Source organism: Bacillus infantis, from assembly GCF_050107595.1.
Classification (GTDB): domain Bacteria; phylum Bacillota; class Bacilli; order Bacillales; family Cytobacillaceae; genus Bacillus_AB; species Bacillus_AB infantis_C.
In genome coordinates this window covers 286,076-312,156 of the sequence record NZ_JBNILH010000007.1, presented here as the reverse complement: position 1 = coordinate 312,156, position 26,081 = coordinate 286,076, and the positions used below count along the sequence as shown (strand labels likewise).

At 44.9% G+C, this 26,081-nt stretch carries 22 protein-coding genes, 1 tRNA gene and 1 rRNA gene; 18 read left to right on the top strand and 6 right to left on the bottom strand.

Going from position 1 to position 26,081, the window contains the following annotated elements; translation table 11 throughout:
• Window positions 1-10 precede the first annotated feature (10 nt).
• A 5S ribosomal RNA gene (gene rrf / locus ACQCVH_RS16715) occupies window positions 11-127 on the top strand.
• Window positions 128-797: 670 nt separating this feature from the next.
• Here the strand turns inward: rrf and ACQCVH_RS16710 are convergent.
• On the bottom strand, window positions 798-1,421 hold the full coding sequence (locus tag ACQCVH_RS16710) for a LysE family transporter (RefSeq protein WP_426836765.1): 624 nt from the start codon (window positions 1,419-1,421) through the stop codon (window positions 798-800).
• 150 nt (window positions 1,422-1,571) lie between these two features.
• On the opposite strand from ACQCVH_RS16710, the gene mgtE reads away from it, so the two are divergent.
• The 4 genes from mgtE (at window position 1,572) to ACQCVH_RS16690 (ending at window position 6,977) form a co-directional block, all read left to right on the top strand.
• Window positions 1,572-2,918, top strand: a complete 1,347-nt coding sequence (gene mgtE, locus ACQCVH_RS16705) for a magnesium transporter (protein WP_426836764.1) — start codon at window positions 1,572-1,574, stop codon at window positions 2,916-2,918.
• A gap of 66 nt (window positions 2,919-2,984) precedes the next feature.
• The gene (locus tag ACQCVH_RS16700) at window positions 2,985-3,164 is read left to right on the top strand and encodes an H-type small acid-soluble spore protein (protein WP_224906367.1); all 180 of its coding nucleotides are present in this window, start codon (window positions 2,985-2,987) and stop codon (window positions 3,162-3,164) included.
• Between the two features lie 155 nt (window positions 3,165-3,319).
• Window positions 3,320-6,121, top strand: a complete 2,802-nt coding sequence (locus ACQCVH_RS16695; protein WP_426836763.1) for a response regulator — start codon at window positions 3,320-3,322, stop codon at window positions 6,119-6,121.
• A 64-nt stretch (window positions 6,122-6,185) separates the two neighbouring features.
• Window positions 6,186-6,977 carry a CheR family methyltransferase gene (locus tag ACQCVH_RS16690; protein WP_224906375.1) on the top strand — a complete coding sequence of 264 codons (792 nt, stop codon included), beginning with the start codon at window positions 6,186-6,188 and terminating at the stop codon, window positions 6,975-6,977.
• Between the two features lie 167 nt (window positions 6,978-7,144).
• Here ACQCVH_RS16690 and ACQCVH_RS16685 read toward each other — a convergent pair whose 3' ends face one another.
• Window positions 7,145-8,359: a SpoIIE family protein phosphatase gene (locus ACQCVH_RS16685; protein ID WP_426836762.1), complete on the bottom strand. Its 1,215-nt coding sequence runs from the start codon at window positions 8,357-8,359 to the stop codon at window positions 7,145-7,147.
• A gap of 293 nt (window positions 8,360-8,652) precedes the next feature.
• On the opposite strand from ACQCVH_RS16685, the gene ACQCVH_RS16680 reads away from it, so the two are divergent.
• The 4 genes from ACQCVH_RS16680 to ACQCVH_RS16665 all read left to right on the top strand — a co-directional run bounded on the left by ACQCVH_RS16680 (window position 8,653) and on the right by ACQCVH_RS16665 (window position 11,618).
• Window positions 8,653-9,873, top strand: coding sequence for an MFS transporter (locus tag ACQCVH_RS16680; RefSeq protein ID WP_426836761.1), 1,221 nt, complete (start codon window positions 8,653-8,655; stop codon window positions 9,871-9,873).
• Between the two features lie 194 nt (window positions 9,874-10,067).
• Entirely contained in the window at window positions 10,068-10,376 is a 309-nt protein-coding gene (locus ACQCVH_RS16675; RefSeq protein ID WP_426836760.1) for a hypothetical protein, read from the top strand.
• A 114-nt stretch (window positions 10,377-10,490) separates the two neighbouring features.
• A complete protein-coding gene (locus tag ACQCVH_RS16670) occupies window positions 10,491-10,754 on the top strand; it encodes a DUF2188 domain-containing protein (protein ID WP_426836759.1) in 264 nt (87 codons plus the stop codon).
• A 120-nt stretch (window positions 10,755-10,874) separates the two neighbouring features.
• The gene (locus ACQCVH_RS16665; protein ID WP_426836758.1) at window positions 10,875-11,618 is read left to right on the top strand and encodes an SGNH/GDSL hydrolase family protein; all 744 of its coding nucleotides are present in this window, start codon (window positions 10,875-10,877) and stop codon (window positions 11,616-11,618) included.
• An 87-nt stretch (window positions 11,619-11,705) separates the two neighbouring features.
• Here ACQCVH_RS16665 and ACQCVH_RS16660 read toward each other — a convergent pair.
• From ACQCVH_RS16660 to ACQCVH_RS16650, 3 genes are all read right to left on the bottom strand, one after another.
• Window positions 11,706-11,788 (bottom strand) — tRNA-Leu (locus tag ACQCVH_RS16660).
• A gap of 77 nt (window positions 11,789-11,865) precedes the next feature.
• Complete coding sequence (locus ACQCVH_RS16655) at window positions 11,866-12,237, bottom strand: hypothetical protein (protein ID WP_426836757.1); 372 nt, start codon at window positions 12,235-12,237, stop codon at window positions 11,866-11,868.
• A 14-nt stretch (window positions 12,238-12,251) separates the two neighbouring features.
• Complete coding sequence (locus ACQCVH_RS16650; RefSeq protein WP_426836756.1) at window positions 12,252-12,950, bottom strand: aromatic acid exporter family protein; 699 nt, start codon at window positions 12,948-12,950, stop codon at window positions 12,252-12,254.
• Window positions 12,951-13,108: 158 nt separating this feature from the next.
• On the opposite strand from ACQCVH_RS16650, the gene ACQCVH_RS16645 reads away from it, so the two are divergent.
• The 5 genes from ACQCVH_RS16645 to ACQCVH_RS16625 all read left to right on the top strand — a co-directional run bounded on the left by ACQCVH_RS16645 (window position 13,109) and on the right by ACQCVH_RS16625 (window position 20,004).
• Window positions 13,109-14,587, top strand: coding sequence for a response regulator transcription factor (locus ACQCVH_RS16645; protein WP_426836755.1), 1,479 nt, complete (start codon window positions 13,109-13,111; stop codon window positions 14,585-14,587).
• Window positions 14,588-14,723: 136 nt separating this feature from the next.
• Window positions 14,724-16,403 carry a urocanate hydratase gene (gene hutU / locus ACQCVH_RS16640; protein ID WP_426836754.1) on the top strand — a complete coding sequence of 560 codons (1,680 nt, stop codon included), beginning with the start codon at window positions 14,724-14,726 and terminating at the stop codon, window positions 16,401-16,403.
• Entirely contained in the window at window positions 16,400-17,662 is a 1,263-nt protein-coding gene (gene hutI, locus ACQCVH_RS16635) for an imidazolonepropionase (protein ID WP_426836753.1), read from the top strand. The genes hutU and hutI overlap by 4 nt, the downstream gene beginning before the upstream one ends.
• 1 nt (window position 17,663) lies before the next feature.
• Window positions 17,664-18,638: an agmatinase family protein gene (locus ACQCVH_RS16630; protein ID WP_426836752.1), complete on the top strand. Its 975-nt coding sequence runs from the start codon at window positions 17,664-17,666 to the stop codon at window positions 18,636-18,638.
• A gap of 34 nt (window positions 18,639-18,672) precedes the next feature.
• The gene (locus ACQCVH_RS16625; protein ID WP_426836751.1) at window positions 18,673-20,004 is read left to right on the top strand and encodes a YjiH family protein; all 1,332 of its coding nucleotides are present in this window, start codon (window positions 18,673-18,675) and stop codon (window positions 20,002-20,004) included.
• Window positions 20,005-20,051: 47 nt separating this feature from the next.
• Here the strand turns inward: ACQCVH_RS16625 and ACQCVH_RS16620 are convergent, their stop codons facing one another.
• On the bottom strand, window positions 20,052-21,161 hold the full coding sequence (locus ACQCVH_RS16620; RefSeq protein WP_426836750.1) for a type I phosphomannose isomerase catalytic subunit: 1,110 nt from the start codon (window positions 21,159-21,161) through the stop codon (window positions 20,052-20,054).
• Window positions 21,162-21,374: 213 nt separating this feature from the next.
• On the opposite strand from ACQCVH_RS16620, the gene ACQCVH_RS16615 reads away from it, so the two are divergent.
• From ACQCVH_RS16615 to ACQCVH_RS16600, 4 genes are all read left to right on the top strand, one after another.
• Window positions 21,375-22,670, top strand: coding sequence for a Gfo/Idh/MocA family protein (locus ACQCVH_RS16615; protein ID WP_426836749.1), 1,296 nt, complete (start codon window positions 21,375-21,377; stop codon window positions 22,668-22,670).
• A 221-nt stretch (window positions 22,671-22,891) separates the two neighbouring features.
• Entirely contained in the window at window positions 22,892-23,833 is a 942-nt protein-coding gene (locus tag ACQCVH_RS16610) for a carbohydrate ABC transporter permease (RefSeq protein ID WP_426836748.1), read from the top strand.
• A gap of 5 nt (window positions 23,834-23,838) precedes the next feature.
• Window positions 23,839-24,675, top strand: coding sequence for a carbohydrate ABC transporter permease (locus tag ACQCVH_RS16605; protein ID WP_426836747.1), 837 nt, complete (start codon window positions 23,839-23,841; stop codon window positions 24,673-24,675).
• A gap of 39 nt (window positions 24,676-24,714) precedes the next feature.
• Window positions 24,715-26,058 carry an ABC transporter substrate-binding protein gene (locus ACQCVH_RS16600; protein ID WP_426836746.1) on the top strand — a complete coding sequence of 448 codons (1,344 nt, stop codon included), beginning with the start codon at window positions 24,715-24,717 and terminating at the stop codon, window positions 26,056-26,058.
• Window positions 26,059-26,081 lie beyond the last annotated feature (23 nt).

Genomic DNA, 26,081 nt, shown 5'->3' with positions numbered 1-26,081 from the left:
ATCTAAATAGTCTGGTGGCGATAGCGAGAAGGTCACACCCGTTCCCATACCGAACACGGAAGTTAAGCTTCTCAGCGCCGATGGTAGTTGGGGGCTCTCCCCCTGTGAGAGTAGGACGCTGCCGGGCAAAACGAAGAACAGTCTGTGGGACTGTTCTTTTTTTGTGTTTTTTATGAAAAGGAGAAGATTTTAATAAGAAAAAGGTCCTGTGCTGAAATTATTGGCCGGGGCAGGCGCAAGAGCAAGGTTCCTGATTAAAATGGTGGGGAGAGCAGCTGCTTTGGTTGCGAATTAAATCATTTGGCTCGATAATCTACCAACTTGGCGATTTATTTAAACAAATCGCCCGATAATTTACCAATTTTCCCTATTATTTTACCATTTATCCTAAAAACAATGGGATCCATCAGCTTATCAACCGATATCATTGTTAATAGAAAGTCGATTGGACGAATGAGCAGTATTTTTGATTAGGATAATGGCGTGTGCTGCTGCTTAATAGCGAATTTAATTAATTGGCCGGATAATCTACCAACTTGGCAATTTATTTAATCAATTCACCCGATAATCCACCAACTTAACAATATATTCTACCAAATGCTGGCAGAATCCGTTTCCCAAGCCCCGGCAAAAGTACAGTCACCAATCTCCAGCAGAATCCCTTTTACCAAATCATCCAGAAAATCTGCCATCTATCCCAAACTATTTACTAACGGTATCCTCTGATTTCAACATTCAACGACTGCTGAATTTTCTACTGTTCAGGGGGACTTCACTTTCATGAATCGTATGTACTGTTAGAAAAACAGCTTATAGGCCTCATACCCGAAATAAAGTCCAAACCCAATAAGGGAGAGCCCGGATAAGGTTGAAATGAGTGCGAGTATCCTGCCTGTCATGAATCTTCTGAAACTGCTTGCTACCGCTGCCATCGTCAAATCCCATAACAGCAGACCTATAAAGATTGCACAGCTGTATATTAAAATTTGGCTTTTATCATATTCGGCGGCTGTTTTCGCCAATACAGAGCCATATATGCCAAGCCAGAAAAGAATTGTCAGAGGATTGGAGATGGACATAAGGAAGCCGGAAATAAAAGATTTTGCCGCCGATTCATCTTTAAGGCGGTCGTTGGATACTACCTTCCCTGCTGTTAAAAGGCTTTCAATTCCCGTATAAACGAGCACAAAAAAACCAAAAAGCCATAAAAATGATTTTACAAAAGGAAACTCCAAAAAATTCACTACCCCCATGTAGACGGCAATCATATATACTCCATCTGCTATCATGGCTCCAAACCCGACAAGCCAGGCATGAAAAAAGCCATTTTTTATGCCCTTGTCCAGCTGTGCTGCATTTATAGGACCAATAGGAGCTGCAAGGGAAAGCCCTAGAAAGATATAGCTTAAGAATATGCTCAAATAAAACAACTCCTTTTCATTTGCTGCTTGTACAATTCTATTCAGCATTTTAGGTTTGTACTACAGAAAAATGATTATAAATTGCTGATGGCTTTGCGAAAACAGAAATGGGGAATAGTAGTAGCGAGGCGAGGGGGAGGCTGATAATAGATGATTGACGAACAATATTTGGTCAAACTGATTAAACAACTAAAAGAAGCTGATAAACAGCAGTTCCAGGGAATGATTTCGGAATTGCAGCCTTATGATATTGCCAGGCTGTATGAGGAGCTTCCGGAGAAGCACCGGTCGCGATTCATTCTTCTGCTTGATCCCGAACAGATTGCAGATCTGCTTGAAGAGCTTGAAAGGGACGAACAGTACGGGGTACTAGTAAAACTTGGTGTGGAAAAATCGGGTCAGGTCATGGATCTGATGGATAATGACGATTTGGCCTTGCTTTTAGAAGGCCTCTCACCTGAAAGGATAGAAGAACTCCTGGCCGGGATGAAGCAGGAGGAATCCCAGATTGTCCAGAGCATCATGAATTACCCGCCTGAAACAGCGGGCAGGATTATGACGAACCGGTTTGTATGGATACCTGAAAGCTATACTGTCAGCGAAACGGTTGCCAAGATGAAATCATTTGCAGTATTTTCAGAAACAATCAACTACTTATATGTAATAGATGGAGACAAACGTTTAACAGGAGTTGTTTCTTACAGAGATTTGATTCTTGCAGAGCCTCATGAACAGATTAAAGATATTATGTTCAGCAGGGTGATTTCTGTGCAGGCGGAAACAGACCAGGAAGAAGCAGCCATGCTGATTGAACGCTATGACTTCCTGGCATTGCCTGTAGTAGAAGAAAATGATCGGCTGGTTGGCATCATTACGGTAGATGATATTATTGACGTGGTCATTAGGGAAGCCACAGAAGATATTGAGAAGCTCTCAGCTTCCGGAAAGTCGATTGATTTTGATACAAAAGCTTTTGTGGCTGCCTACCGAAGGCTACCATGGCTGATTTTGCTGCTATTTATCGGGCTTGTTTCAGGAACAATCATCAGCAGCTTTGAAGAGACGATTTCCAAGGTGGTTGCACTGGCATTTTTCATGCCGATGATAGCAGGGATGACCGGGAATACAGGAACACAATCCCTTGCTGTAGTTGTAAGGGGGCTGATCAGCAGAGAAGTCGATCGGGAGCTTGCAGCAAAGCTGATTCTAAGGGAGCTTGCTGTCGGGGTCATTATTGGGGTGACCTGCGGTATCCTCATATCTGTGATTGCATACATCTGGCAGGGTAATGCAATTTTGGGCCTGGTGGTCGGAAGCTCTCTGATTATTACCTTGATTATTGGCACTCTTGCAGGAACAATAGTGCCGCTTGTCCTCTATAAGCTGAATATTGACCCGGCAGTTGCATCTGGACCATTGATCACCACCTTGAATGATATTATCTCGCTATTCGTATATTTCGGCATTGCAACTGCCTTTATTTCAAAGCTGATGTGAATAGCGAATAAATTTCTTCCAGCTGCGAATGCTAAATCGACAATACTTATTTTGGAGGGATTGGCTTTGAACGCAAACCGGGTTAAACAGATCCTTTCTTCATCTGCGGACATAGAGGTTACTTATAATGGTGCGTCAGTATGGATCGATAGCCTCAATGAAGATGGCCGGACAGCAACAGTCCATTTGAGAGGTCCGCTAGAAGAAAGGTCGACTGTAGAAATTGGAGAATTGATGGAAAAATAAGATGGACGCCGCTCAGAAGTGAGCGGTGTTTTTTATATTTTTTTATATATTTTTAAAAAAGATGTTTAGAACATAAAAGAAAGGGTATAAAAATAGGTCGGATTCTGTCCGCTTTTCTAATATTAGGCAGCCAGTGCTGATGTGGGGGGGAAATCATGAGTTTTAGAAAGAAACAGTTCCTGGGTTTCGGAATCATTATGCTGTTTGTGGCAGCGATCCTATTCTTAACGGTCTTCTTTATGAATGGGATGAGAAGCAATCTTAGAGAAATCACTGAAGACAGATATGAAAAAGTCAAAACCGCAGCAGAAGTCAGGCAGGGATTCACCCAGGCTGACCAGGTGGTCCTGCAGCTGATTAACAGTGAAACTGACGCAGATGCAGAAAGCAAAGAAAAAATTGAGCAAAACAGAAACATGATTCTGCAGGGAATCTCCTATCTGGAGGACCGCCTCAACCGTGAAGAGGCTCGGGATCTCCTTATGCAGATACAGATTGAATACTCCTCTTTGATCAACACAGAGGATGATCTGTTAAGGGCGCAGGAGGGTGATGTCCCTGCAGCAGAAGTGCAGAGGCTTCTGGATAGCCGGCAGGAGCAGAGGGACAGCCTGATTAAACACTTGTCTGATTTCAGTGCTTTTCAGGAAAGCCTGATGGGTGCTGCCGTAGAGCAGTCCCGTGATACATATGATCAAATGATTATCAGCATTATCGCAGGATCAATCCTTTGTCTGGCAGCTGTCGTGGCAGCGGCTTTCTGGGTGATTAGAAGCACTTCTCTGAGCCTGAAAAAGATTATAGGTGTCATATCCAAGGTAAATTATGCCGATCTGTCCTCCCTTCCGAGGGTAGAAATTGATACAAAAGATGAAATAGGCGAAATCGGCCTTGCTTTCAACGGTATGGCTGCTTCGCTGGAAGATTACAGTTTAAAAGAAAAAGACTATACAAAGCATATTTCTGAACAAAACTGGCTGCAGACAAATATAGCTGAAATCGCTACGATGTACCAGGATATAACGGATATCAAGACGCTGGGCGAAAAATTTATTGCAGAAGCTGCTATTATTCTGGATGCTTCTGCCGGCGCATTTTATTTGCGCACTGGCGAAGGCAGAGACATGAGGTTTCTTAAGCAGGCAAGCTATGCTGGAGATGGAAAAGAAGCTGGCAGGGAAGAGTTCTACCTTGGCGAAGGCCTTATCGGCCAGGCAGCCCTGGATAAGCGGACCAGGGTGCTGAAGGAGATTCCTGACGACTACTCTCTTGTCAGTTCCGGACTGGGGCAAGTGAAGCCTAAGAGCATACTGATTGCTCCGGTTCTGTTTGAAGGGAATGTTACTGCAGTGGTAGAGTTTGCTTCCATCAGGGAATTCACAGCTCTTGAAGAAAAGCTTCTGACACAGCTGCTGGATACGCTCGGTATTACAGTCAACAGTGTTCTTGGAAGAATGGAAATCGAGCGGCTGCTAAAAGAATCCCAGATGATGACAGAAGAGCTTCAAGTACAGTCAGAAGAGCTTCAAACCCAATCTGAGGAGCTTCAGGTCCAGTCAGAAGAGCTTCAGTCGCAATCGGAAGAGCTTAGGATGATCAATGAACAGCTCGAAGAAAGAACTAGGGATGCAGAACAGAAATCCCGTGATCTTCAGCAGGCGAATAAGGACATTGAAGAAAAAGCAGAACAGCTCTTGTTAAGTTCAAAATATAAATCTGAATTCCTGGCGAATATGTCACACGAGCTAAGGACCCCGCTGAACAGCATCCTGCTATTGTCAGAAATGCTGTCAGAGGGGCAGGGTGAAGAAATACCGGAGGAACAGAAGGAAGTAGCCAAAGTAATCCATTCCTCAGGAAAAGATTTGCTTTCCCTCATCAATGATATCCTTGACTTGTCTAAAATTGAGGCAGGAAAGCTGGATATGCTTTTTGAAGAGATGAATCTGAGTGAATTGCCTTCATATCTGGAATATAATTTCAGCCATCTTGCACAAAAGAAGAACCTGGACTTTAATATTTCGATTGCTGAAGACCTCCCTGGAATCATGTATACAGATCAGCAAAGATTCCAGCAGATCATCAAGAACCTTCTTTCAAACAGCTTTAAATTCACAGAGAAGGGCTCTGTTTCAATCGAGGTAAATCTTGCTGATCCGGAAAAGACGAAAAATCTGCCATTAAAAGCAAAAGCAGATTTTTGGACAGAGATAAAAGTAGCCGATACAGGAATAGGCATACCTGAAAGCAAGCAATCCATCATCTTTGAAGCATTCCAGCAAGGAGATGGTGCATCTGTCAGGAAATACGGAGGAACGGGGCTTGGCCTTTCCATATGCCGGGAGTTTGCAAAGCTTTTGGGAGGCTGGATCTTTGTGGATAGCGAGGAAGGGAAGGGAAGTACTTTTACCCTGTTTATACCAAGCCTTCCTGATGGTCTCGAGGAAGAACAGCATACCCCAGCAGTACAGCTTGAAATAGCCGCTGCGGCTGCACCAGAAGAAACAATTCCGGAAACCGATGCAGAGGAACCAGAAGCCCCTGCAGGAGTTTCAAAGGAAATCCGTCATATCTTTAAGAATAAATCTGTGCTAATATGTGATGACGACAACCGTAATATCTATGCGCTTGAAAAGGCGCTTAAAGCTGAGGCGATGGAAGTTACCACGGTGCAGAACGGGCAGGAATGCCTGGAAATGGTCCAGCAGAAAAGGGATTTTGACATTATTCTGATGGACATCATGATGCCTGTAATGGATGGCTATGAAACAATGCATCGGCTGAGGTCCATGGATGGACTTGAACAAATGCCGATCATTGCATTGACAGCGAAAGCGATGAAAGGGGACAAGCAGAAATGTCTGGATGCAGGTGCATCCGATTATATCAGCAAGCCCCTGAAGCTTGATCAGCTTCTGTCCGTTATGCGGGTATGGCTGACAAAGGCTTCAAAGTAAATGGGAAAGGGGCATATGTGTGAAAAAGGATGTGCTTAAGGCGGATGAACGGGAAAAAATTGAGATGGATCTGCTTCTTGAGGCCGTCTATCTGATTTCCGGGTATGATTACCGCCAATATATGCGCTCCTCTGTGGAAAGAAGGATACAGCACAGGATGAGACTGGAGCAGATTCCGACAATCAGCAGGCTTACAGAGAAAATCCTGCACTATCCAGGTTTCATTAATAAGATATTGGACGACTTATCGATCAGTGTGACAGAAATGTTCCGGGATCCCTCTTTTTTTAAAGCATTTCGTGAGAAGGTTGTACCCCATCTCAGGAGACTCCCGGAAATCCGGATATGGCATGCAGGCTGTGCTACAGGGGAAGAAGCATATTCGATGGCGATTTTGATGGAAGAAGAGGGACTCGGCAATAAAACCAGGATTTATGCAACCGATATAAATGAAAATGTTTTGAAAAGGGCAGAGAGCGGGACATTTTCCCTTGCAAGGATGCAGACTTACACCAGGAATTACATCCAGGCGGGAGGAAAAAGAGCTTTCTCAGAATATTATTCAACTGACGAATTCAATGCCTATTTTCATCGTGATCTGGTGAAAAATGTAATCTTTGCCCAGCATAATCTCGTGACTGACGGCTCCTTCAACGAGTTCCATGTTATCATCTGCAGAAACGTAATGATTTATTTTACGCCTCATCTTCAGCAGGATGTACTTGACCTGTTCCATGAGAGCCTTTCTGATGGCGGGTTCCTGGGGCTTGGGAATAAAGAAACCCTGAGAATCGGACGTTCAAAGGAGAATTATGAGGAGTTTGATGGCAAAGAGAGATTATATACGAAAAAGTAAGGATTATTGCCCTGATCAGCAGGGCCTGAAAGTCATAATAAGGAGGGCGGAACCGATGCTGGTTCCGCCCTTCCTATTTGAATTTATCCGTAGCTTTTAGCAGGCCAGGGAATTTGGCCGCATAGAGAGAGAATTTGTTGAATGAGGTTTTGTTGACAGCTGCCTCTCTAAGCTAGTCCTGCAGCAGAATACTTCTCTGCGGCTTCAACAGCCGGATACTTCAGCACCTGCTCGCTTTCTGCCTTGGCTTTGATCATGACGACACACATATCATCCGGCTGGCACGCTTGGAGCTCTTTGGGAATGACCAGGTTGATGGGAGCATCAACTGTTTCTTTGTCCCATTTCTTGCCGGCAGCCTCTGCAAGCAGGGGAATGCCATCCTCAAACTTCCGTTCAATGGCTTCCATGACCCCGTCCGTGTATAACAGGATTTGAATGCTCTTTTCGTATTCAATAACAGATTTTTCGACTTTTATGTTATCCCAGAAGCCGATGGCGCAGCTGCCTTTTTTCATGGGGACCGTCTCACGCCCATCCACAAGGGCAAAGCATGGCGGATGCCCGGCGTTAACAAATTCCACTGTTTTCTTCTTCGTATCAATCACCAGATATACAGCTGTAAAATAGTAATGGAGGCCGCTCTTCTTTTTCTCAAGCATGACCATCCATTTATTCAGCTCCTTGATGACTCTTTCAGGATCACTGAAATTCCTGATGACGTCCCTCAGGACAGAAGAAATGAACATGCAGACCAGGGAGGCTGAAATCCCATGCCCCATCATATCCAGAACGATGGCTGCATATCTGTTCTCGTCGATTTTATGCCAGTAATACATGTCTCCAGCCAATTTAAAAGCCGGAATATAGGAAGCGTTAATATGTATGTGATCCTCCTGGACCATTTCGCTTAAAAGATTATGCTGGACCTGCTGGGCAAGGTCCAATTCATCCTTTATCTTCTTTTCGTGCTCTTTATGCCAGTCTTTTTCTTCCTTGAGCCTTAAGGCAACCCTTAATCTGGCTGTAAGCTCCACTTTGTTGATAGGCTTTGTTATGTAGTCAATGCCGCCCACATCCAGCGCTTCTGCGACCTTTTGGGAATCTTCTAAAGCAGTGACAAATATGACTGGAATATCCCGGTACAAGGGATTTTCCTGGAGGCGCCTGCAAGCTTCTAACCCGTCCATTTCGGGCATCATAATATCCATAAGAATAACATCCGCCTTGCTTTGAGGAAAAGCAGATTCAGCAGAATCCAGGTACTTGAACAGGTCTTTAGCTGACGTGAAGGACCGGTAATCCTCATATCCCGAATTTCTTAGGATCTTTTCAACGACAAACAAATTTACCTGGTTGTCATCAACTATTAAAATCGACATTCTCACTATCTCCTTTGGAAAGGAGCCTGGCAGCTCCTCATAAAAACAGTTTTAATTCTGACAGGCAGGGGAAATAACCTAACTGAATAAAATTATGTACGGTGGCGGTTCAGAAAAACCGTTCCGCTTTATATACCCCTTTCTTATAGCCGGCAAACATAATTTTCGGCATTTTTGTTATACTTTCCTGCTGCTGTACAAAGCATAAGTAATGAGAAGCCGTTTATTAGATAGTTATTTGACATTGCTGTAAAATAAAGGGTGATTTTTACACAGGAAGGAGAACCAATTATATGGATGAAGATCGCAGTAAAATGGGTCTCCAGCAGGATATAGGTAAGGACAAAATTTGGACGAGGGATTTTGTCTTAATATGCATCGCGAATTTTTTTGTGTTTTTAGGCTTTCAGATGACATTGCCAACAATTCCCCTATTTGTAGAAGAGCTTGGGGGCAACGATCAGCTGATTGGATTTGTGGTCGGCATATTCACGTTTTCTGCCCTGCTCCTAAGGCCGTATGCCGGACATGCTCTTGAAACAAAGGGCAGGCGCTGGGTGTACCTGCTTGGCCTCTTTATTTTTATGCTTGCAGTTGGTGCATTCGGATTTGTACCGGGAATCATATTTTTATTTTTATTAAGGATTATACAGGGAGTGGGCTGGGGGTTTTCCACCACTGCTTCCGGAACCATTGCAAGCGACCTGATACCGCCTAAAAGAAGGGGAGAAGGGATGGGCTATTATGGCCTTTCTGGCAATATCGCCCTTGCTCTCGGCCCATCGCTGGGACTGACTCTCGCAGGGGTACTTACATTCAAACAGCTGTTTTTAATATGCGCTGCACTGGGCGGAGCCGCCCTTTTGCTTTCATCCCGCATCCGCTATAAAAAAGTGGAAGAAAGCCCATCCGCTCCAGCTGCGGTTAAGTGGGATTTTTATGAGAAAAGCGCCCTGAAACCCTCAGTTCTGCTGTTTTTTATCACTGTCACATTTGGGGGGATTGCTTCCTTTCTCCCGCTCTATACAGCTCAGAAGGGAATCGGCGGAATTCAGTGGTATTTTCTGATTTATGCTCTATCCATCATGCTGACAAGGACCTTTGCCGGGAAGCTGTATGATTTAAAGGGTCATAAAGCTATATTTGTACCAGGCGCCTTTCTCATATTAATCGCCATGGTCCTGCTTTCATGGCTGCCGGGCACCGGCATCTTATATCTCGCTGCTGTGCTCTATGGGCTCGGATTTGGAAGTGTGCAGCCTGCCCTGCAGGCATGGTCAATTGAACAGGCACCAAAGAACAGAAGGGGAATGGCCAACGCAACATTCTTTTCTTTCTTTGATCTTGGCGTAGGAATTGGGGCAATGGCATTCGGCCAGATCAGCCACTGGTTCGGCTACAGCAGCATCTATTTAACAGCTGCAGTATCAGTATTGATATCAATGATCATGTATCTTATTTTTCTTAAAAAAGAGGATAAAGGGAAAAACGTAAAAGCTGGAGCGCTGCAATAGCAGGCACCAGCTTTTTTTGCTCTATAAATAGGCATTACCGTGTCTTAAGCTATGCTCCAGGCAGTAACGGCAGTATGATAATAACTTCAAAATCTTATTCATGGTTTTGGCAGAAGGAATTTGGGGAAAAGAAAAGCATAATGCGTCAATCTGAAAATTTCTGATGCGAAATTTATGTCCATGGGGGGATACATATGGCTAAAAGATTAATTCTTTTATCAATGCTGTCTGCTGTTTTATTTGTATTGATTTCCTCATTCGATTTCGATGCAAAAAAGACAAATGCCAACGTAGAAGAGAAAAAAGACTATGTTTCTTTTGAATATAGAATTACAAAGGTCGAAGAAGGGACATACTATGGGAAATCTGCTGATGGACTGGGCATTTCTTTTACACTGGATGACCTGGACCAGAACATCATCATAAAAAAAGAGGACATAGTAGTCTGTTATTTTGAGAAAGACAATATGAGGGACGGATTGGTCCGTGTAGAAAAGAAATAGCCAGTCGGTTGATTGGCTGTTTTTCTTTTGGCGGAATGATGTGAGCTGTGTTTTTTTCAATAATGAAAGGGTAATAGTGTAGTATAAAAAATTTAAAAGAAAGAGGCTGATCATATGGCAGACAATAAAAATAACGATGACCGCAACCAGTATTTCCAGGACCGCGCAGGGACAGACGAAGCAAACTTCCACGTTGTGCCAAATGATGAAGAGGGCTGGGCTGTAAAAAAGGAAGGCGAAGATGAGCCGGAATTAACAACAGGCTCCAAGTCCGAAGCTGTGGACAAGGCTAAGGAAATGGCAAAGGAAGCAGGTACAATGGCCATTATCCATAATGATGAAGGAAGGATAGAGGACCAGGAGAATTACCGCCAATAAGGATTAAAGGCTTCAGCCCGGGCTGAAGCCTTTTTGTTGGAATGCAGGACCACTGTACTCGTTTTTAAAGAGGTAATATGCTATTCTAAAATAAAGTTTGAATTGCAAAGGGTGTCCATCATGAAAATAGTTTGCTTTGGGGATAGTCTAACCCGCGGCGTGTCGTACCTAAAAGGGCGGCTGAGAATCTTGAAAAAGAATTATCCAGCTGTCCTCCAGGAGCTATTCAAAAATAATGGTGCACATGAGGCGGGGCCGGATATTGAAGTGTTGAACAAAGGTGTCTTTAATGATAATTCGAATCTTCTGCTGTCAAGGCTTAAACGGGATGTCACTGATGAGAAACCTGATTTTGCCATCATCAGCATCGGTGGCAATGACTGTAATTTTTCATGGGAAGAGGTCGCGCAAAATCCGGGCAGCGAACATATTGCTTCAGTTCCGCTGGACATGTATGCAGACAATCTCAGGTGTATGATAGAGAAAGTAAGGGACAGCGGGATCACTCCCATTCTACTGACCCTGCCCCCGCTTGATCCTGTCCGCTATTATGAGAATATCTCAAATAAGTTCAGTTCACAGATCAGCGGCTGGATCTGCAAAGTCGGCGGGATAGAGCACTGGCATGGGAAGTACAATCAAAGCCTCAATAAAATTGCCGACGAACTGAATGTATTGAAAATAGATGTAAGATCAGCGTTAAAACAGGCAGGGGACCTGGCAGATTTAATTTCTGCTGATGGTATCCACCTGACCGAGTGGGGATACAAAATCCTTGGGGCAGAGATTTACAATCATCTCGCCACCTTTATGCAGTCCGGCAATATGGATAATATGCGTTTAACTTGTGTATCAGAAAAATAAAGCCAGCCGGGCTGGCCTTTTTTTATCATGCAAGAATAGAAAAAAGCGATTTGCTTGAGCAAATCGCTTTTCCTGATATTTCTTATATGCGGCTGAGAGGACTTGAACCTCCACGGGGTTGCCCCCACTAGAACCTGAATCTAGCGCGTCTGCCATTCCGCCACAACCGCTTACTAGCAACTGAATTTATTATAGCATAATAATTATGTTTGTACACTATTTTTTGATGTTTTTTTTAAAAAAATTATCAGCCTTCACTGGCATTTCCATTTTCAAGTTGAAGCAGCTCTTTGCTGCGGTCCTCAAGTGACCTGATATGGATCAGCTCTTCAGCAAGGTCATGCAATGAAAGGATCTCATACAAAACCGCAGCCGCAGGTGAGATATGATGATGCTGATGTGGATGCAGATTAGCCAGGGCAAATGTTTCTTTCTGTTCATTGAACCATTTTGTAAGGGCATTGGCCTGGTTCTGATAATCCTCATCTGGCATAAAGCCTTTATCCTTGAATATGAATGAGACGGTTTCCAGGACCGGCATGGCAGCAGCTTTTGTTTTCAAATCAAGGCTGAAGCGGGATTTTGGCAAATAAACAAGGTTGCCAATATGATAAATCAATTGCCGGAGAATGATTAATTTTTTGTATTCAAGTCTGTAGCACCGTATTTCTTTGCGGGTAAAACGGTGAAACCTCCACTCATCCTTCTGATACAGGCATAATTTTTCAATTTTCTCCGTATCTCTTGACAGTTTCTGTAAATCTTCGAGAACTCCTGCTTTATCACGGGGGAACCTGAAATTTGAGTGAATGCCTTCATCAAAATAGAGGAAGCCTTTTCGAATGCTGAGTCTATTCCCAATGTAATGGTCTTAGAATACTGGGGAGGCAAGATGAAGATATTGACCAAGGTAGAGACGATCAGGCCTGTGCAGGTTGTTCCCAGACGTATGAAAAAAGAAGCTGCGTAATGGTCGTGAACAGTTGATATCATTGCAGCTCCAGTTAGCACAGCGACAACGGTGCCCTCATAGAGCCTCAGTCTATGGCAGGCAATGATTGTTGCAAGGGAAACGAATGCATACGAAAACGGACTGTCTCCGAAGAGGAATGCAAAAAAAACGGCAAAACCTGCTCCAATCGCAGAAGCGGGGAGGCGGATGAATGCCTTCCTTATCGAATCGGCAGCTGTTGGCTCTATTGTTACAATGGCTGTTATAACAGCGAACATTGCTGGCCAATCCAGCAGATGGCAGATGAAGGCTGTTAGAAAAACAGCAATCCCGGTTTTGACAATCCTCCCGCCTGCAAAATTAAATAAATAAGTTTTCAATTTTTTGCCTTCTTTTACTGTGTTGTGTATTTTCATGATATATATATTATATCGCAAATCTGATGCTCTATGGGGAAAATGAAGATGGAGCAGGTTTGCAGGCAAGCGTGTCATAATTCAAAGTCATTGCATAAAGAGGCAGAGAAAGGAGGGCTGCAATGCTCATTCATTTAGTTCCCAAAGATGACCTGGAGGCTCAGGGGATACGCTGGGTCCTGGAATCCCATTTAAGCGGGATAGATCTCAGGGTTTGGAAAAATATTCGTGATTTTTTGGCTGCCATTGAACAAGGTTCATCAGGACTGGCCATCATCAATATGGACAGCTGGGACCAATTCACCGATGAAGAGGCGGAAGAATTGAAGAATAAAAGATTATGCTGGCTGGGGATATCCTCTGAAAGGATATTTCAAACAGCATATCGCGCACTTAAATACAGGGGAGAGGATGTGCTTTTCAGGCCCTTTTCTTCTTCAGAACTGATTAGGGCTGTCCAGCAGATCAGGTATGAGCTGAGGAATAGGCCGGAGCAGGGGCAGGGGCAGGGGCAGGCCGGACAAGAGCCATTACAGGAACCCGGCTATCCGGATTTGTTTGTCTCAAACAATGAGGAGGAAAGCGGACTGACCGTGGCTGCTTACTTGACGCCTGACAGCTCAGCACTTGAGGGATTGTACAGGTTATTGTGCAGCCGCACTTCGGCTAAAGCCGGCAGAGTGTTCGCCTTGTCGGAGTTCGTCCTGTTTGTCCGAACTTCACCAAATGGAGGAGAGGCATTGGATGAGTACCACTCATTCATGGCAGATTGGAAAAAAAGCTATGCTGCCCCGCTTGCTGTTATCGTATATCAAACCAGGAAACCGCAAGCACTGAAGGATACCTACCAGCATGTACGGATGCTGACCAAACTTATTTTTTTTGAAGGCTATGACATTATCATTTCAGAAAATCATCCTTCATTAACAAAGAAAATGGACCCCCTCCTGACACCGGTCGAGCAGAGGGAATGGATAGAAATGCTTGAAAAAAGAGACGTAAAAGCCATTCGGTCGTGGTGTGAAAGGGAGTTCCTTGCCCTTGGATCCCCATATCCGGACCCGGAACTGGTCAGGGTCCGGCTTACAAGTGTGCTCGCCCAGGTGAGAAGATATATGAAAACCTACAAGCTGCAGTCTGAAAAATTGGAAGGAAATTATCACCTGGTTTTTCAGAAGATTGTCCATTTGCCGACAATCCATGAGATTGTCAATGAGCTGGAGCAATTTACGGCCCGGCTGTTTGTGGAATACAGCCATAAAACTATTGATCCTGTGTCGGCTTCTGAAATAGCCGAGGAACTAATAGAGTCAAACTATTGGAACGAGGGCTGGAATTTATCAGATTGTGCCGAATCGCTGGGAATACATAAAAGTACATTAAGCCGGCGTTTTGCTGCCGAGAAAGGGCTGACTTTCCGTGATAGGCTACATCAAATCAGAATCCGGGAGGCGAAGCGGCTTCTGCTGGAAACAGATCTGCCGATTGAAAGGATTGCGGGTATGTGCGGCTATTCACATCCCTCTTATTTTTCGTCCAAGTTTAAATCTATTGCATCTTCAACACCCGCTTCCTATAGGCGGAAAAGTAAATATAATTGAATTTTTAGAAATGTTTTATAAGAGGCTTCAAATTAGGATTCTTCAACAGCAATCATTTATAAAAAAATCATCAGATTATAAAATTATCTCCTCCTGTCCAGAAGTAAAATAAAAGAAACCATAACAGGAGGGAATTATGTTGGAAACAGCTGCTCAGAGAGTGAAAAGATACCGGGGAAATCAATTAAATACAAAAGGCTGGCAGCAGGAAGCTGCCTTGAGGATGCTGATGAATAATCTGGATCCGGAAGTAGCAGAAATGCCTGACAAGCTGGTCGTCTACGGGGGAATCGGAAAAGCGGCCAGAAACTGGGAATGCTTCGATGCAATAGTGGAGTCGCTTAAGAAGCTGGAAAATGACGAAACACTTCTTGTCCAGTCAGGCAAGCCTGTCGCCATATTTAAATCTCATAGTGATGCTCCGCGCGTATTGATTGCGAATTCAAACCTTGTGCCGGCATATGCCAATTGGGAAACCTTTCATGAGCTTGACCGCAAGGGGCTTATGATGTACGGGCAGATGACCGCCGGAAGCTGGATCTACATTGGCTCCCAGGGAATTGTACAGGGGACATATGAAACTTTTGCCGAGCTGTCAAACCAGCATTTTGGAGGTTCCCTTAAAGGCACTATTACTGTAACAGCAGGCCTTGGAGGCATGGGAGGGGCACAGCCGCTCGCTGTTACGATGAATGGCGGTGTCTGCATCGGCATTGAAGTGGATGAGACAAGAATTGACCGGCGGATCGAAACAGGATACACCGATATGAAAACGGATTCATTGGAGGAGGCCATTTCCCTGGCTGTGCAGGCAAAGCAGGAAGGAAAAGCACTGTCCATCGGCCTTTTAGGAAATGCTGCTGAAATCCTCCCGGAAATGCTGCTAAGGAATTTCATGCCTGATGTCCTGACAGATCAAACTTCTGCCCATGACCCGCTGAATGGCTATATCCCTGCCGGCATGACTCTTGGAGAGGCAGAGGCTTTAAGGGCGGCGAGTCCAGGCGAATATGTCAAAAGATCAAAATCGTCCATGGCAGATCATGTAAGGGCAATGCTTCAAATGATGGATAAGGGTACAATCACCTTTGATTATGGCAATAATATCCGCCAGGTGGCAAAAGATGAAGGGGTGGAAAACGCCTTCGCTTTCCCTGGATTCGTGCCCGCCTATATCCGGCCGCAGTTTTGTGAAGGAAAAGGACCTTTCAGGTGGGCAGCTCTTTCAGGCGATCCTGAGGATATTTATAAAACTGACCGGGCGATCCTGAGGGAGTTCAGCGATAATGAGCATTTATGCAATTGGATCAGGATGGCACAGGAAAAGATCCATTTCCAGGGGCTCCCATCCCGCATATGCTGGCTTGGCTACGGAGAAAGAGCCAGATTCGGAAAAATACTGAATGATATGGTGGCGAGCGGGGAACTGAGTGCTCCGGTAGTAATCGGCAGAGACCATTTGGATTCCGGCTCAGTCGCTTCTCCTAACCGTGAAACCGAATCAATGCTTGACGGGTCTGATGCTGTTTCCGATTGGCCGATCCTCAATGCGCTTATCAATGCAGTTGGGGGTGCTACTTGGGTCTCCCTTCACCATGGCGGAGGAGTCGGGATGGGTTATTCACAGCATTCGGGTGTAGTCATAGTTGCAGATGGCACGAAGGAAGCTGAAATCCGCCTTGAAAGGGTGCTCACCACTGATCCCGGCATGGGGGTGGTCCGCCATGCAGATGCAGGTTACGAATTGGCAAAGAAGACTGCGGCAGAAAAAGGAATTATCATGCCCATGCTAGGTAAAGGAAGTGACCGGACATGAGCAGCAGGATATTATGGATTAAAAATGCCTCTCAGCTTGCCACTCTCGCTTCAGATGCGATAGGGCCGCGCTCCAAAACTGATATGTCAGAGCTGGGTCTGATTGAAAACGGAAGCCTGCTGATTAAAGACGGAAAAATCATTGCTGCTGCGGATGCAGGGGAAGTTGAGAAAAAATATGGTGCAAACCTGAAGGATGCAGAGGTTATTGATGCTTCCGGCCGGCTGGTCACTCCCGGGCTGGTGGATCCCCATACTCATGCAGCATACGGCGGCAGCCGCGAACGTGAATTTGAAATGCGCCTTGAAGGTGCCAGCTATATGGATATCATGAACAGCGGCGGCGGAATCCACGCGACGGCTAGAATGACAAAGGAGGCATCGGAGGAGGAGCTGATGGAGCAGACAGCTGTCCGGCTTGATTCCTTCCTTGCTCATGGGGTTACAACTATAGAAGGAAAAAGCGGCTATGGAATGGAGCTCGAAACCGAGCTGAAGCAGCTGCGTGCGATGAAAAAATTGAATGAACAGCATCCGGTTGATATTGTCCAAACCTTCATGGGTGCACATGCAGTGCCGCCGGAATACAAAGGAAGAGAAGATGAGTTCGTCGACTATATTATTGATGTGATGCTGCCGGTGGTCTCTGGGGAAAAGCTCGCAGAATTCAATGATGTATTCTGCGAAGTGGGAGTCTATACTCCTGAACAGGCAGAGCGGATTCTTGAAGCCGGAAAAAAGTTCGGGCTGCTTCCTAAGATACACGCAGACGAGATTGAGTCCTATGGTGGCGCAGAGCTGGCTGCCAAGGTGGGAGCTGTTTCGGCAGAACATCTGCTGAAGGCTTCGGAAGCTGGCATTGAGGCGATGGCAAAGGCCGGTACAATTGCCTGCCTGCTGCCTGCAACAGCTCTTTATTTGCGGGAGGAAGCTGCCAAAGGGCGGATGATGATTGACAGAGGAGTGCCTGTAGCAATCTCAACAGACTGCAATCCTGGTTCATCGCCTACGACCTCCATGCCTCTCGTCATGAATCTCGCCTGCATCTTGATGAGGATGACGCCGGCAGAGGCATTGACAGCTGCAACCTATAATGCAGCATGCGCCATCAGGAGAGAAGACCGAATAGGATCATTGGAAGCAGGCAAGCAGGCAGATATTGTCATGTGGAATGTGAAGGACTACCGGGAGCTGCAATATTTGTTCGGGGTCAATCATGTCCATTCCGTCTGGAAAAACGGCATAAAGGTGGTGGGGTAAGATGGCGGCGCGCTGGCTGACAAAACCCGGCTGGTCCTGGAATACGGGGGCTGAAGGCAGCCCCCCTGAATTCGTCCATCAATGGGTCTCTCCGCTGGAGCGGATAGAGGGAGAACCCGATGTCATCATTTATGGAGCGCCTTTATCAAGATCATCCATCAGTGTTTCAGGGGCATCATTATACCCGGAGGAATTCAGGAAAATGTGGAAGGGATACGCAGCCTTTAATCTTGATGAAGACATCGATTTGACCTCTTATACTGCCGCCGATGCAGGAGATGTTCTTATGCATACAACTGATATCCCGCTTTCGCACAGCCGTATTCAGGAGACAGCCTGTTCACTGGCAAAAGGCTTCCCTGGATCTGTCAGCTGCCTGATCGGCGGGGACCATTCAGTCACAGCCTGCTCTGTTCGCGGAATTAAGGAAGCTTTTCCTGACGAAAGGATTGGGATTCTTCAGCTGGATACCCATCTGGATGTAAGGGACCCAAAGGAGCTCGGGCCCGCGAATGGCACACCGATCCGCCAGCTTATCGATGGCGGTGCTGTGAAGGGGGAAGATATAGTCAATATCGGACTCCATGGCTATTTCAATGCAAGGCCGCTGGTTGAATATGCAAAAGAACACAAAATCCGGATGGTCACCATGAAAAATGCCAGGAAGCGGGGGCTTATCCAAACTGTGCAGGAGTCACTGCATGATCTGGCAGCCACGACAGACCGTATTTATGTAACAGTGGATATGGATGTTCTGGACATCTCAGCAGCCCCGGGCGTGCCTGCCTCGACACCGGGCGGTATGATGCCTTCCGAACTGTTTGATGTCCTGCTTGAAGTTGGCAAGTGTCCGCATGTGCTGCATATTGACTTTGTCTGTCTTGACCCGACAAAGGATTCGAACGTGTCAGAAACGGTAAAAGCGGGTGTCTATGCCTGGCTGCAATTTATGACCGGCTGCACCTTGCGGAAATAAGGATTGAACACACACTGTTAAGGGAGAGATTGATATGGAAACCAATCTGCCAAAACAGCCTGGTACAGACATAAGCACCAGAACGCCGTATATGTGGAAATTCTTCGTTTACAGTTTCATAGGCGCGTTCATTTTCTTTGTCCCCATCACTATCGGCGAAAAGAAATCCATTATGCTTGATCATTTTGTGACCTATATCCAATCGGCAGCGGAACCTGCCATCCCTTTTTATACTCTGTTCATTTTGGCGGCAGGAGCTATTTATCCTTTTTGGACAGGAAAATGGAAGAAATCTGCGACAGATATAATTTTTTCTATTTTTAAAGTGGCCGGCCTGCTGACAGGCATCATGATTCTCCTGAATCAGGGTCCTTCCTGGCTGTTTGATCCTGATATGGGTCCGTTCTTATTCAACAAGCTTGTAGTACCCGTCGGCCTGCTGGTGCCGATAGGGGCTGTCTTCCTTTCTTTGCTGGTAGGCTATGGCCTTTTGGAATTTATCGGTGTCCTTGCAAGGCCGATCATGCGCCCCATCTGGAAAACGCCCGGGCGTTCTGCAATTGATGCTGTCGCTTCTTTTGTGGGCAGCTATTCGGTCGGCCTTTTAATAACCAACCGCATCTATAAAGAAGGCAAGTATAACGGCAAGGAAGCAAGCATTATCGCAACCGGCTTTTCAACCGTTTCTGCCACGTTCATGGTCATTGTGGCAAAGACGCTCGGATTGATGGAAATGTGGAATCTGTATTTTTGGCTAACCTTCTTCGTAACCTTCCTTGTAACAGCGATTACAGTCAGAATCTGGCCGCTATCGAAAATCAAAGAAGATTATTATGAAGGATCAGATCCGCAGCCTGAAAAAAATATACAAGGAAACCTTTTCGCTGCAGCATGGGCGGAGGCAAGGAAGACAGCGGAACAATCACCCCGCCTGCTGGAGAATATCCGGGTCAACTTGAAAGATGGGCTGCTAATGGCCATGGCCATCCTGCCATCCATCCTGTCGATCGGACTGCTAGGCCTGGTTTTAGCTGAATTTACTCCGGTCTTTGACTGGATTGGCTATATCTTTTATCCGTTCACATCAGTTCTGCAGCTGCCGGAGCCGATGCTTGCTGCCAAGGCAAGCGCTCTTGGCATAGCAGAAATGTTTCTTCCTGCCCTGCTGGTCGCTGAAGCTGCACTGGAACTGAAGGTTGTCATTGCTGTTGTCTCTGTATCAGGTATCATCTTTTTCTCGGCGCTGGTGCCTTGTATTGTATCGACGGAAATTCCTCTTTCAATTCCCGTGCTGATCGTCATATGGATTGAAAGGGTGATCTTAACGCTGATCATTGCTGCCCCTTTAGTCTATTTGCTGCTCTAGAATGAGGAAAAGCACGGCTTCGGCCGTGCTGTTTTTCTATACACCATTCAAACTAACGCCGGACCAAATAATCTCAAGCCTTTTAAGGGACTTTTCCCGGTAGTTTCAATTGAAAGGGTGACTGCTTTTGCAGGAATAAATAGCTGATCGCCTTTTTTAACATATTGCTCTATCTCGCCGGCTTTAATGACTGCATTCCCTGACAGAATATATAACCCGGAAAATACGCCGTCTCCCCCTAATGTAACCTCTTTTTCCACTTCAATAAGAGTCATTCGGAAACATGGTGTTTGCTGATAGCCAATTAATTCGGTTTCTTTAAATCCTGCAGTTTGCAATAATACAGCAGGAGGTATTTTCCACTTTTCCAAGGTTTCTTCGCTCGTATAAGTTTCGTACCGGAATATATCAAACATTTTTTCGAATCCCAGTCCCTGGTGAAGCAAGTAGTCCTCCAGCTTTAATCCGGAAGGGGAGGACTTTTCCAGGCGGATTGTATAATCAGTGGGTTCCTGGATTTCAACCAGCAGGCAGCCCGCTCCAATGGCATGGGGGATACCTGCTTCAATCAAGAAGGTATCTCCAGGGCGGACATAATACTTGTGCATGCAATCCAGCATGGCTTCAATATCTTGTACATTAAATAACTTTTTCCATTGTTCCTTTGTGACACCGGGTTTGAAGCCTAAGTACACATAAGGAGGCTCCCCGTTGATTTCTCTGCCCCCAATAAAATGCCAGCATTCAGTCTTGCCATAAGCGGAATTAAATAATTGCCGGGCCTTTTCCTTGTCAGGGTGTGCCTGTATGATTAAGCGCTCAGCCGAATCGATTAACTTTACGAGTACACCAGTCTGCTTTCCAAGTTTCTCAACATGCTGTTTGCCTAAAAAGTCTATGGGGTGCTTATCTACCATTTCCTTTAAAGTAATATCTATGCCAGGCAGATCCAGTTTATTTAATCCGTCCGCTTCCCGGCCTTCTGTTCTGCTTGAAACAATTGATATGATCCATTCTTCCGGGAAATGGCTATCCTCTGTATCTTCTTTTCCATGAATTTCATCAATCAGTTTTCCGCCAAGGTAGGTTCGCCATGATCGTGCAGGGGAGAGCTTTATGGGTGCTGAACCATTATAAATAATAGAATGTCTACTCAAATAGATTCCTCCTTATCATTTTTGTAAATAACTTTACATTAATAGTAAGTGAATGCGCCTCCATTAATAATTAAAGATTTTAAGATGAGTGAGTAAAATTTTAAGGAAATCCTGCAGCCGGCAAATAATTCATTGAGAGGCAGCAGAGATTGATTTACACTATCGGTACCAGTCGTATGGCAGTGCTAACAATACGTGGATGGAGGATGAGGAATGAAAAAATATGCTATTTGCGGTGTCAGCAATCGGGCTTTGGAAATGTTTATGCGGCCCATGATGAATGAATTTTCCAAAGAAACGGGGATTGCAGCGATATTGGATTCCGATCCTTATCGCTTTAAGGTATGCAAAGAGAAATTTCCGATGCTTGAACATGTGCCGACGTATAATCCGGAGCAATTTGAAGAAATGATAGACCAGACAAACCCTGATTATGTAATTGTCGCAGGCAGGGATGATACGCATGTTGATTACATTTTAAGGTCATTGAAGAAGCAGGTTGATGTCATAACTGAAAAACCGATGGTGACGAATGCGGCAGATGCCTGCAAGGTCATGAAAGCTGAAGCGGAAAGCGAAGCTAAAGTGATTGTCACATTCAATTATCGATACAGTCCATTTCACCGGAAGATTAAGGAAATGATACTGGAAGGCAAGGTCGGCCGAATTACTTCCGTGGATTTGAATTGGTATATAGATACATTCCATGGGTCCAGTTATTTCAGAAGATGGAATCGTGACAGGAATTTTTCCGGAGGCTTATCAATCCATAAATCAACGCATCATTTTGATTTGGTGAATTGGTGGCTGGATCAAAAGCCGGAAGAGGTATTTGCATATGGAAGCCTGAATTATTTCGGGCCTGAAGGAGAATTAAATCCGCGAAAAGTACCGAGCCGCTATTGCGGAACATGTGCTGATCAAAGCAGTTGTACCTATTACAGGCGCTGGAATCCCCGCAGCGGAACCAGTACTGTAAAAGATGACCATCTGCTTGCTGGAGTATATGAAGAAGTGCCTTATACTAAATACAGGCCGGATGCCTGTATTTATGATGAAGAAATCAGGATTGAGGATACCTATGTGGCTTCAGTTAGATATGAGGGAGGAAGCTTACTGAGCTATTCTATAAACTTTTCCTCTCCTTATGAGGGTTACCGATTGGCAATCAATGGGACAAAGGGGAGGATAGAAACGGCAGAATATCATGAGCCCTCACGGATTCATTTCAAATATCCAGATCAAACCATTGATTATTTTCCGCTCTTTGGTGCGAAAGAAACAATAGAGGTTGTTAAAAACCCTGGGGGCCACGGCGGCGGCGATCCGATTCTGCTGGAAGATCTTTTCCTTGGCCCTGACCCTGCAAGGAACTATCCGATCCTGGCAGGTTCACAGGCTGGTGCTTATTCAATAGCGGTTGGAGAAGGTGTCTGGCGGTCAGTGCAGGAAAAAAAGCCAATGAATATAAAAGGGCTCCTATTTTCCAGCGAGCAAGCCATCAGCTAATTAATCCTTTAAATCGAACCTGCCTGATCCTGTTAAGGAAAGGGCAGGTTTTTTGCTGGAACATCCAAGCCATTTTATGGGGATAAATTTCTGCTGAATGGTTTCTAATAAAATTGAATTAACTAAAATATCTTAAAATTTCAACTAATCATCTTAAAATCTTTGATTATTTTAGAAAACGTTTTCATTTACAATTAACTCAAGAGAAAGGGGGAAACTAGATGAGTTACTCGCCAGGGGTTCCTGAATCAGTAATCAACAGCAAAAAGGCAGTGGAAAAAAAGAAAATTAAAAAAGAGAAATTAATTCCATATCTGTTTATACTGCCATCTTTTCTTATCATCCTGGGATTTTTGTTTTACCCGATTGCGACTGTGTTCTATTATAGTCTGCAAAACTATGACATTTCAGCACCATATTATAATGGCTTTGCGGGGCTTGATAATTTCAAACACATCTTTACACAGGACGAATTATTTATCCCCAGCTTAATTAATAGTGTGAAATGGGTTGTTTCTGAGGTCGGCCTGCAATTAATCTTTGGGATGATCCTGGCCCTCCTGCTAAACCAGACCTTCAAGTTCAGAGGCTTCGCTCGGGCAGTTGCTTTCATCCCTTGGGCAATCTCAGGGGTATTGGCATCGGTAATGTGGTCAATGATGTTCAACGAACATATGGGTGTAATTAATGACATGCTTATAAAGGTGGGGATCATTGACGAGCCCAAGGCTTTCTTAGCCAGCACAGCCACCGCTTTCGGAGCTGTAGTGATTGCTGAGCTGTGGAGGGGGATTCCTTTCTTCGCAATCACACTTTTAGCTTCTCTGCAGAGCGTACCGGACGAATTATATGAAGCAGCAAGGGTGGACGGAGCAAACCGATGGAAATCTTTTATCTATGTTACTCTGCCTCAACTGAAAAATACGATAGTGCTGACAACCTTGCTAAGGGTAGTATGGGAATTCAATAACGTTGACCTCCTGTTCAACTTAACGGGCGGCGGTCCTGCACATGCTACAACGACATTGACGATGTATATTGCAGATTTGGCTGTTCACGGAAGCAACTTTGGATATGGTTCGGCATTAACGGTTGTTTCATTTGGGATACTTCTAATCTTTGCAATCCTTTATTTGAGGCTATCCCGTTATGAAAAGGAGTGAGTTGATTGTTTTCAAAAAATAAGAAATTAGACAAAATCCTAACCTTATATCTACCTTTAGCCATGATGCTCAGTTTTACCCTCTTTCCAATCTATTGGACAATCAACACTGCATTAAAGCCGGAAGGAGATATAGTAAAGAGGCCATTGCAGTATTTCCCAGCCAACCCGACTGTTGAAAACTTTGTCTATTCATGGACCAATATCGGATTTGCGACCTTTTTCAAGAACAGCTTGATTGTTGGCATCTGCACTGTCATTGTTGTTCTTATATGCTCAACATTATCTGGATATGCTCTGGCAAGATACCAGTTCAAAGGAAAAAAAGGGTTCTTGCTGATGCTGTTATCCACGCAGTTTATACCAAGGGCCATGATGATAATCCCGTTGTTTGTCATATTTAAGAATCTGGGATTAATCAGCCATCCGCTCGCTTTGATCATCACATATACGGCAGTAGAAATTCCATTTACGACCATCCTGATGAGCGGATTCATCGCAAATGTACCTAAGGAACTGGAAGAGGCTGCTATGATTGACGGCTGTACAAAATTGCAATCCTTGCGCCATGTAGTTTTTCCGCTATTGCTCCCAGGCATCGTGGCAACAGGCGTTTTTACTTTCATCTATACCTGGAATGAATTTCTGCTTGCTCTGATGCTGACCAATCAGAATTCGAAGTTTACGCTCCCGGTCGGATTAAGTACGATGCTGGGCGAATTCAATGTCAATTACGGGGCTCTGGCAGCCGGAAGTGTAATCGCTTTAATTCCTGCAGTGATATTATTTGCCTACGCACAGAAACACCTTGTCAATGGCATGGGCGGGGCTGTCAAAGGCTGATAAATACAAAAAAATATTAGTTTCTAAAAGGGAGGAAATATGATGTTGAAGCAAAAATGGGGGACTTCGGCACTTGCTCTTTCAATGGCTGCCGGATTAGTCCTGACAGGCTGCTCTGGCGGAGATGAGGCTTCATCTGATGGCAAAGATTCTGGCAGTAAATCCGATGGACCTGTCACTCTCCAATTCTGGGATGAAAACGCAGGACCGGCGCGTACGCCTTATTGGGAAGAAGTGATCAAGCGGTTTGAGGAAAAGAATCCTGATATTGATGTTGAATATGTCGGGATACCGAATAAATCAGCAAAATCCAAGTATGATGCAGCGATAGCGGCCGATGATACACCGGACATCGGTTCTGTCCAGACAACCTGGCTGCCGGAGTTCTCAATCCGCGAAGCACTGGCTCCGCTTGATTCTTACTATGAGTCATCAGATATCAGCGAAAAGCTGAACAGCAATGCAATAGAATCCAATAAATCCATTACCCAGGACGGGAAACTTTATGGCATACCCTATGCGCAGAACCTAGATGCTCTATGGATCCGTTCAGACTGGTTTAAAGAAGCAGGCGCCGCCGAACCTAAAACATGGGATGATTTCTTTACAACAATTGAAAAGATGACGGATAAAGACAACGGCCGTTATGGCTTTACAATCCGCGGAGGTGCTGGGGCATCCTTTACCATTCAGCGTGCCATGTTTGCCTACAGCGGCCTGGATTACTTTAACGAAGATGGAACAACCAACATCAATGATCCAAAGCACGTAGACTTCGTTGAGAAATATGTTTCTTATTATGATAAATTTACTCCAAAAAGCGATATTACCAACGGATACAAAGAGATGATCGCCGGCTTTGATACTGGTGTTGTCGCGATGGTCCATCACAACCCAGGTTCTTATGGAGAACATAAAAAAGCTTTGGAAGATGGCACATATCAGCTGATCCCGCTTCCAGCCACAGATGATGGCCAATATGTTGCTGAAGGCGGAAATGCAGTTAATCTGGCCATGTTTAAATCATCCGAACATCAGGACGAAGCGTGGAAATTCATTGAGTTTGTCAACTCTGAAGAAGCACAAAGCTACTGGAATGAACAAACTGGCCAAATTCCAACCAATTCAGATGTATTAGATGACCAATGGGTACAGGATGCACAGCATATCAAGGTAGCATTTGATGTATACAACAATGAGGATACAAAGCTTTATATGCCTCCATTCTATTTGCCGGATTACCGTTCTATACTTGATAACCTGGTAGACCCTGGATTCCAGGCAGTGATGACGGGCGACAAGTCAGCAAAAGATTTCTTGGATGAATGGGCAAAAGCCATTGAAGATTCAAAGAAGAAATATGACGACACTTTTAATAAGTAATCAGATGTAACTACTTGCCGGCA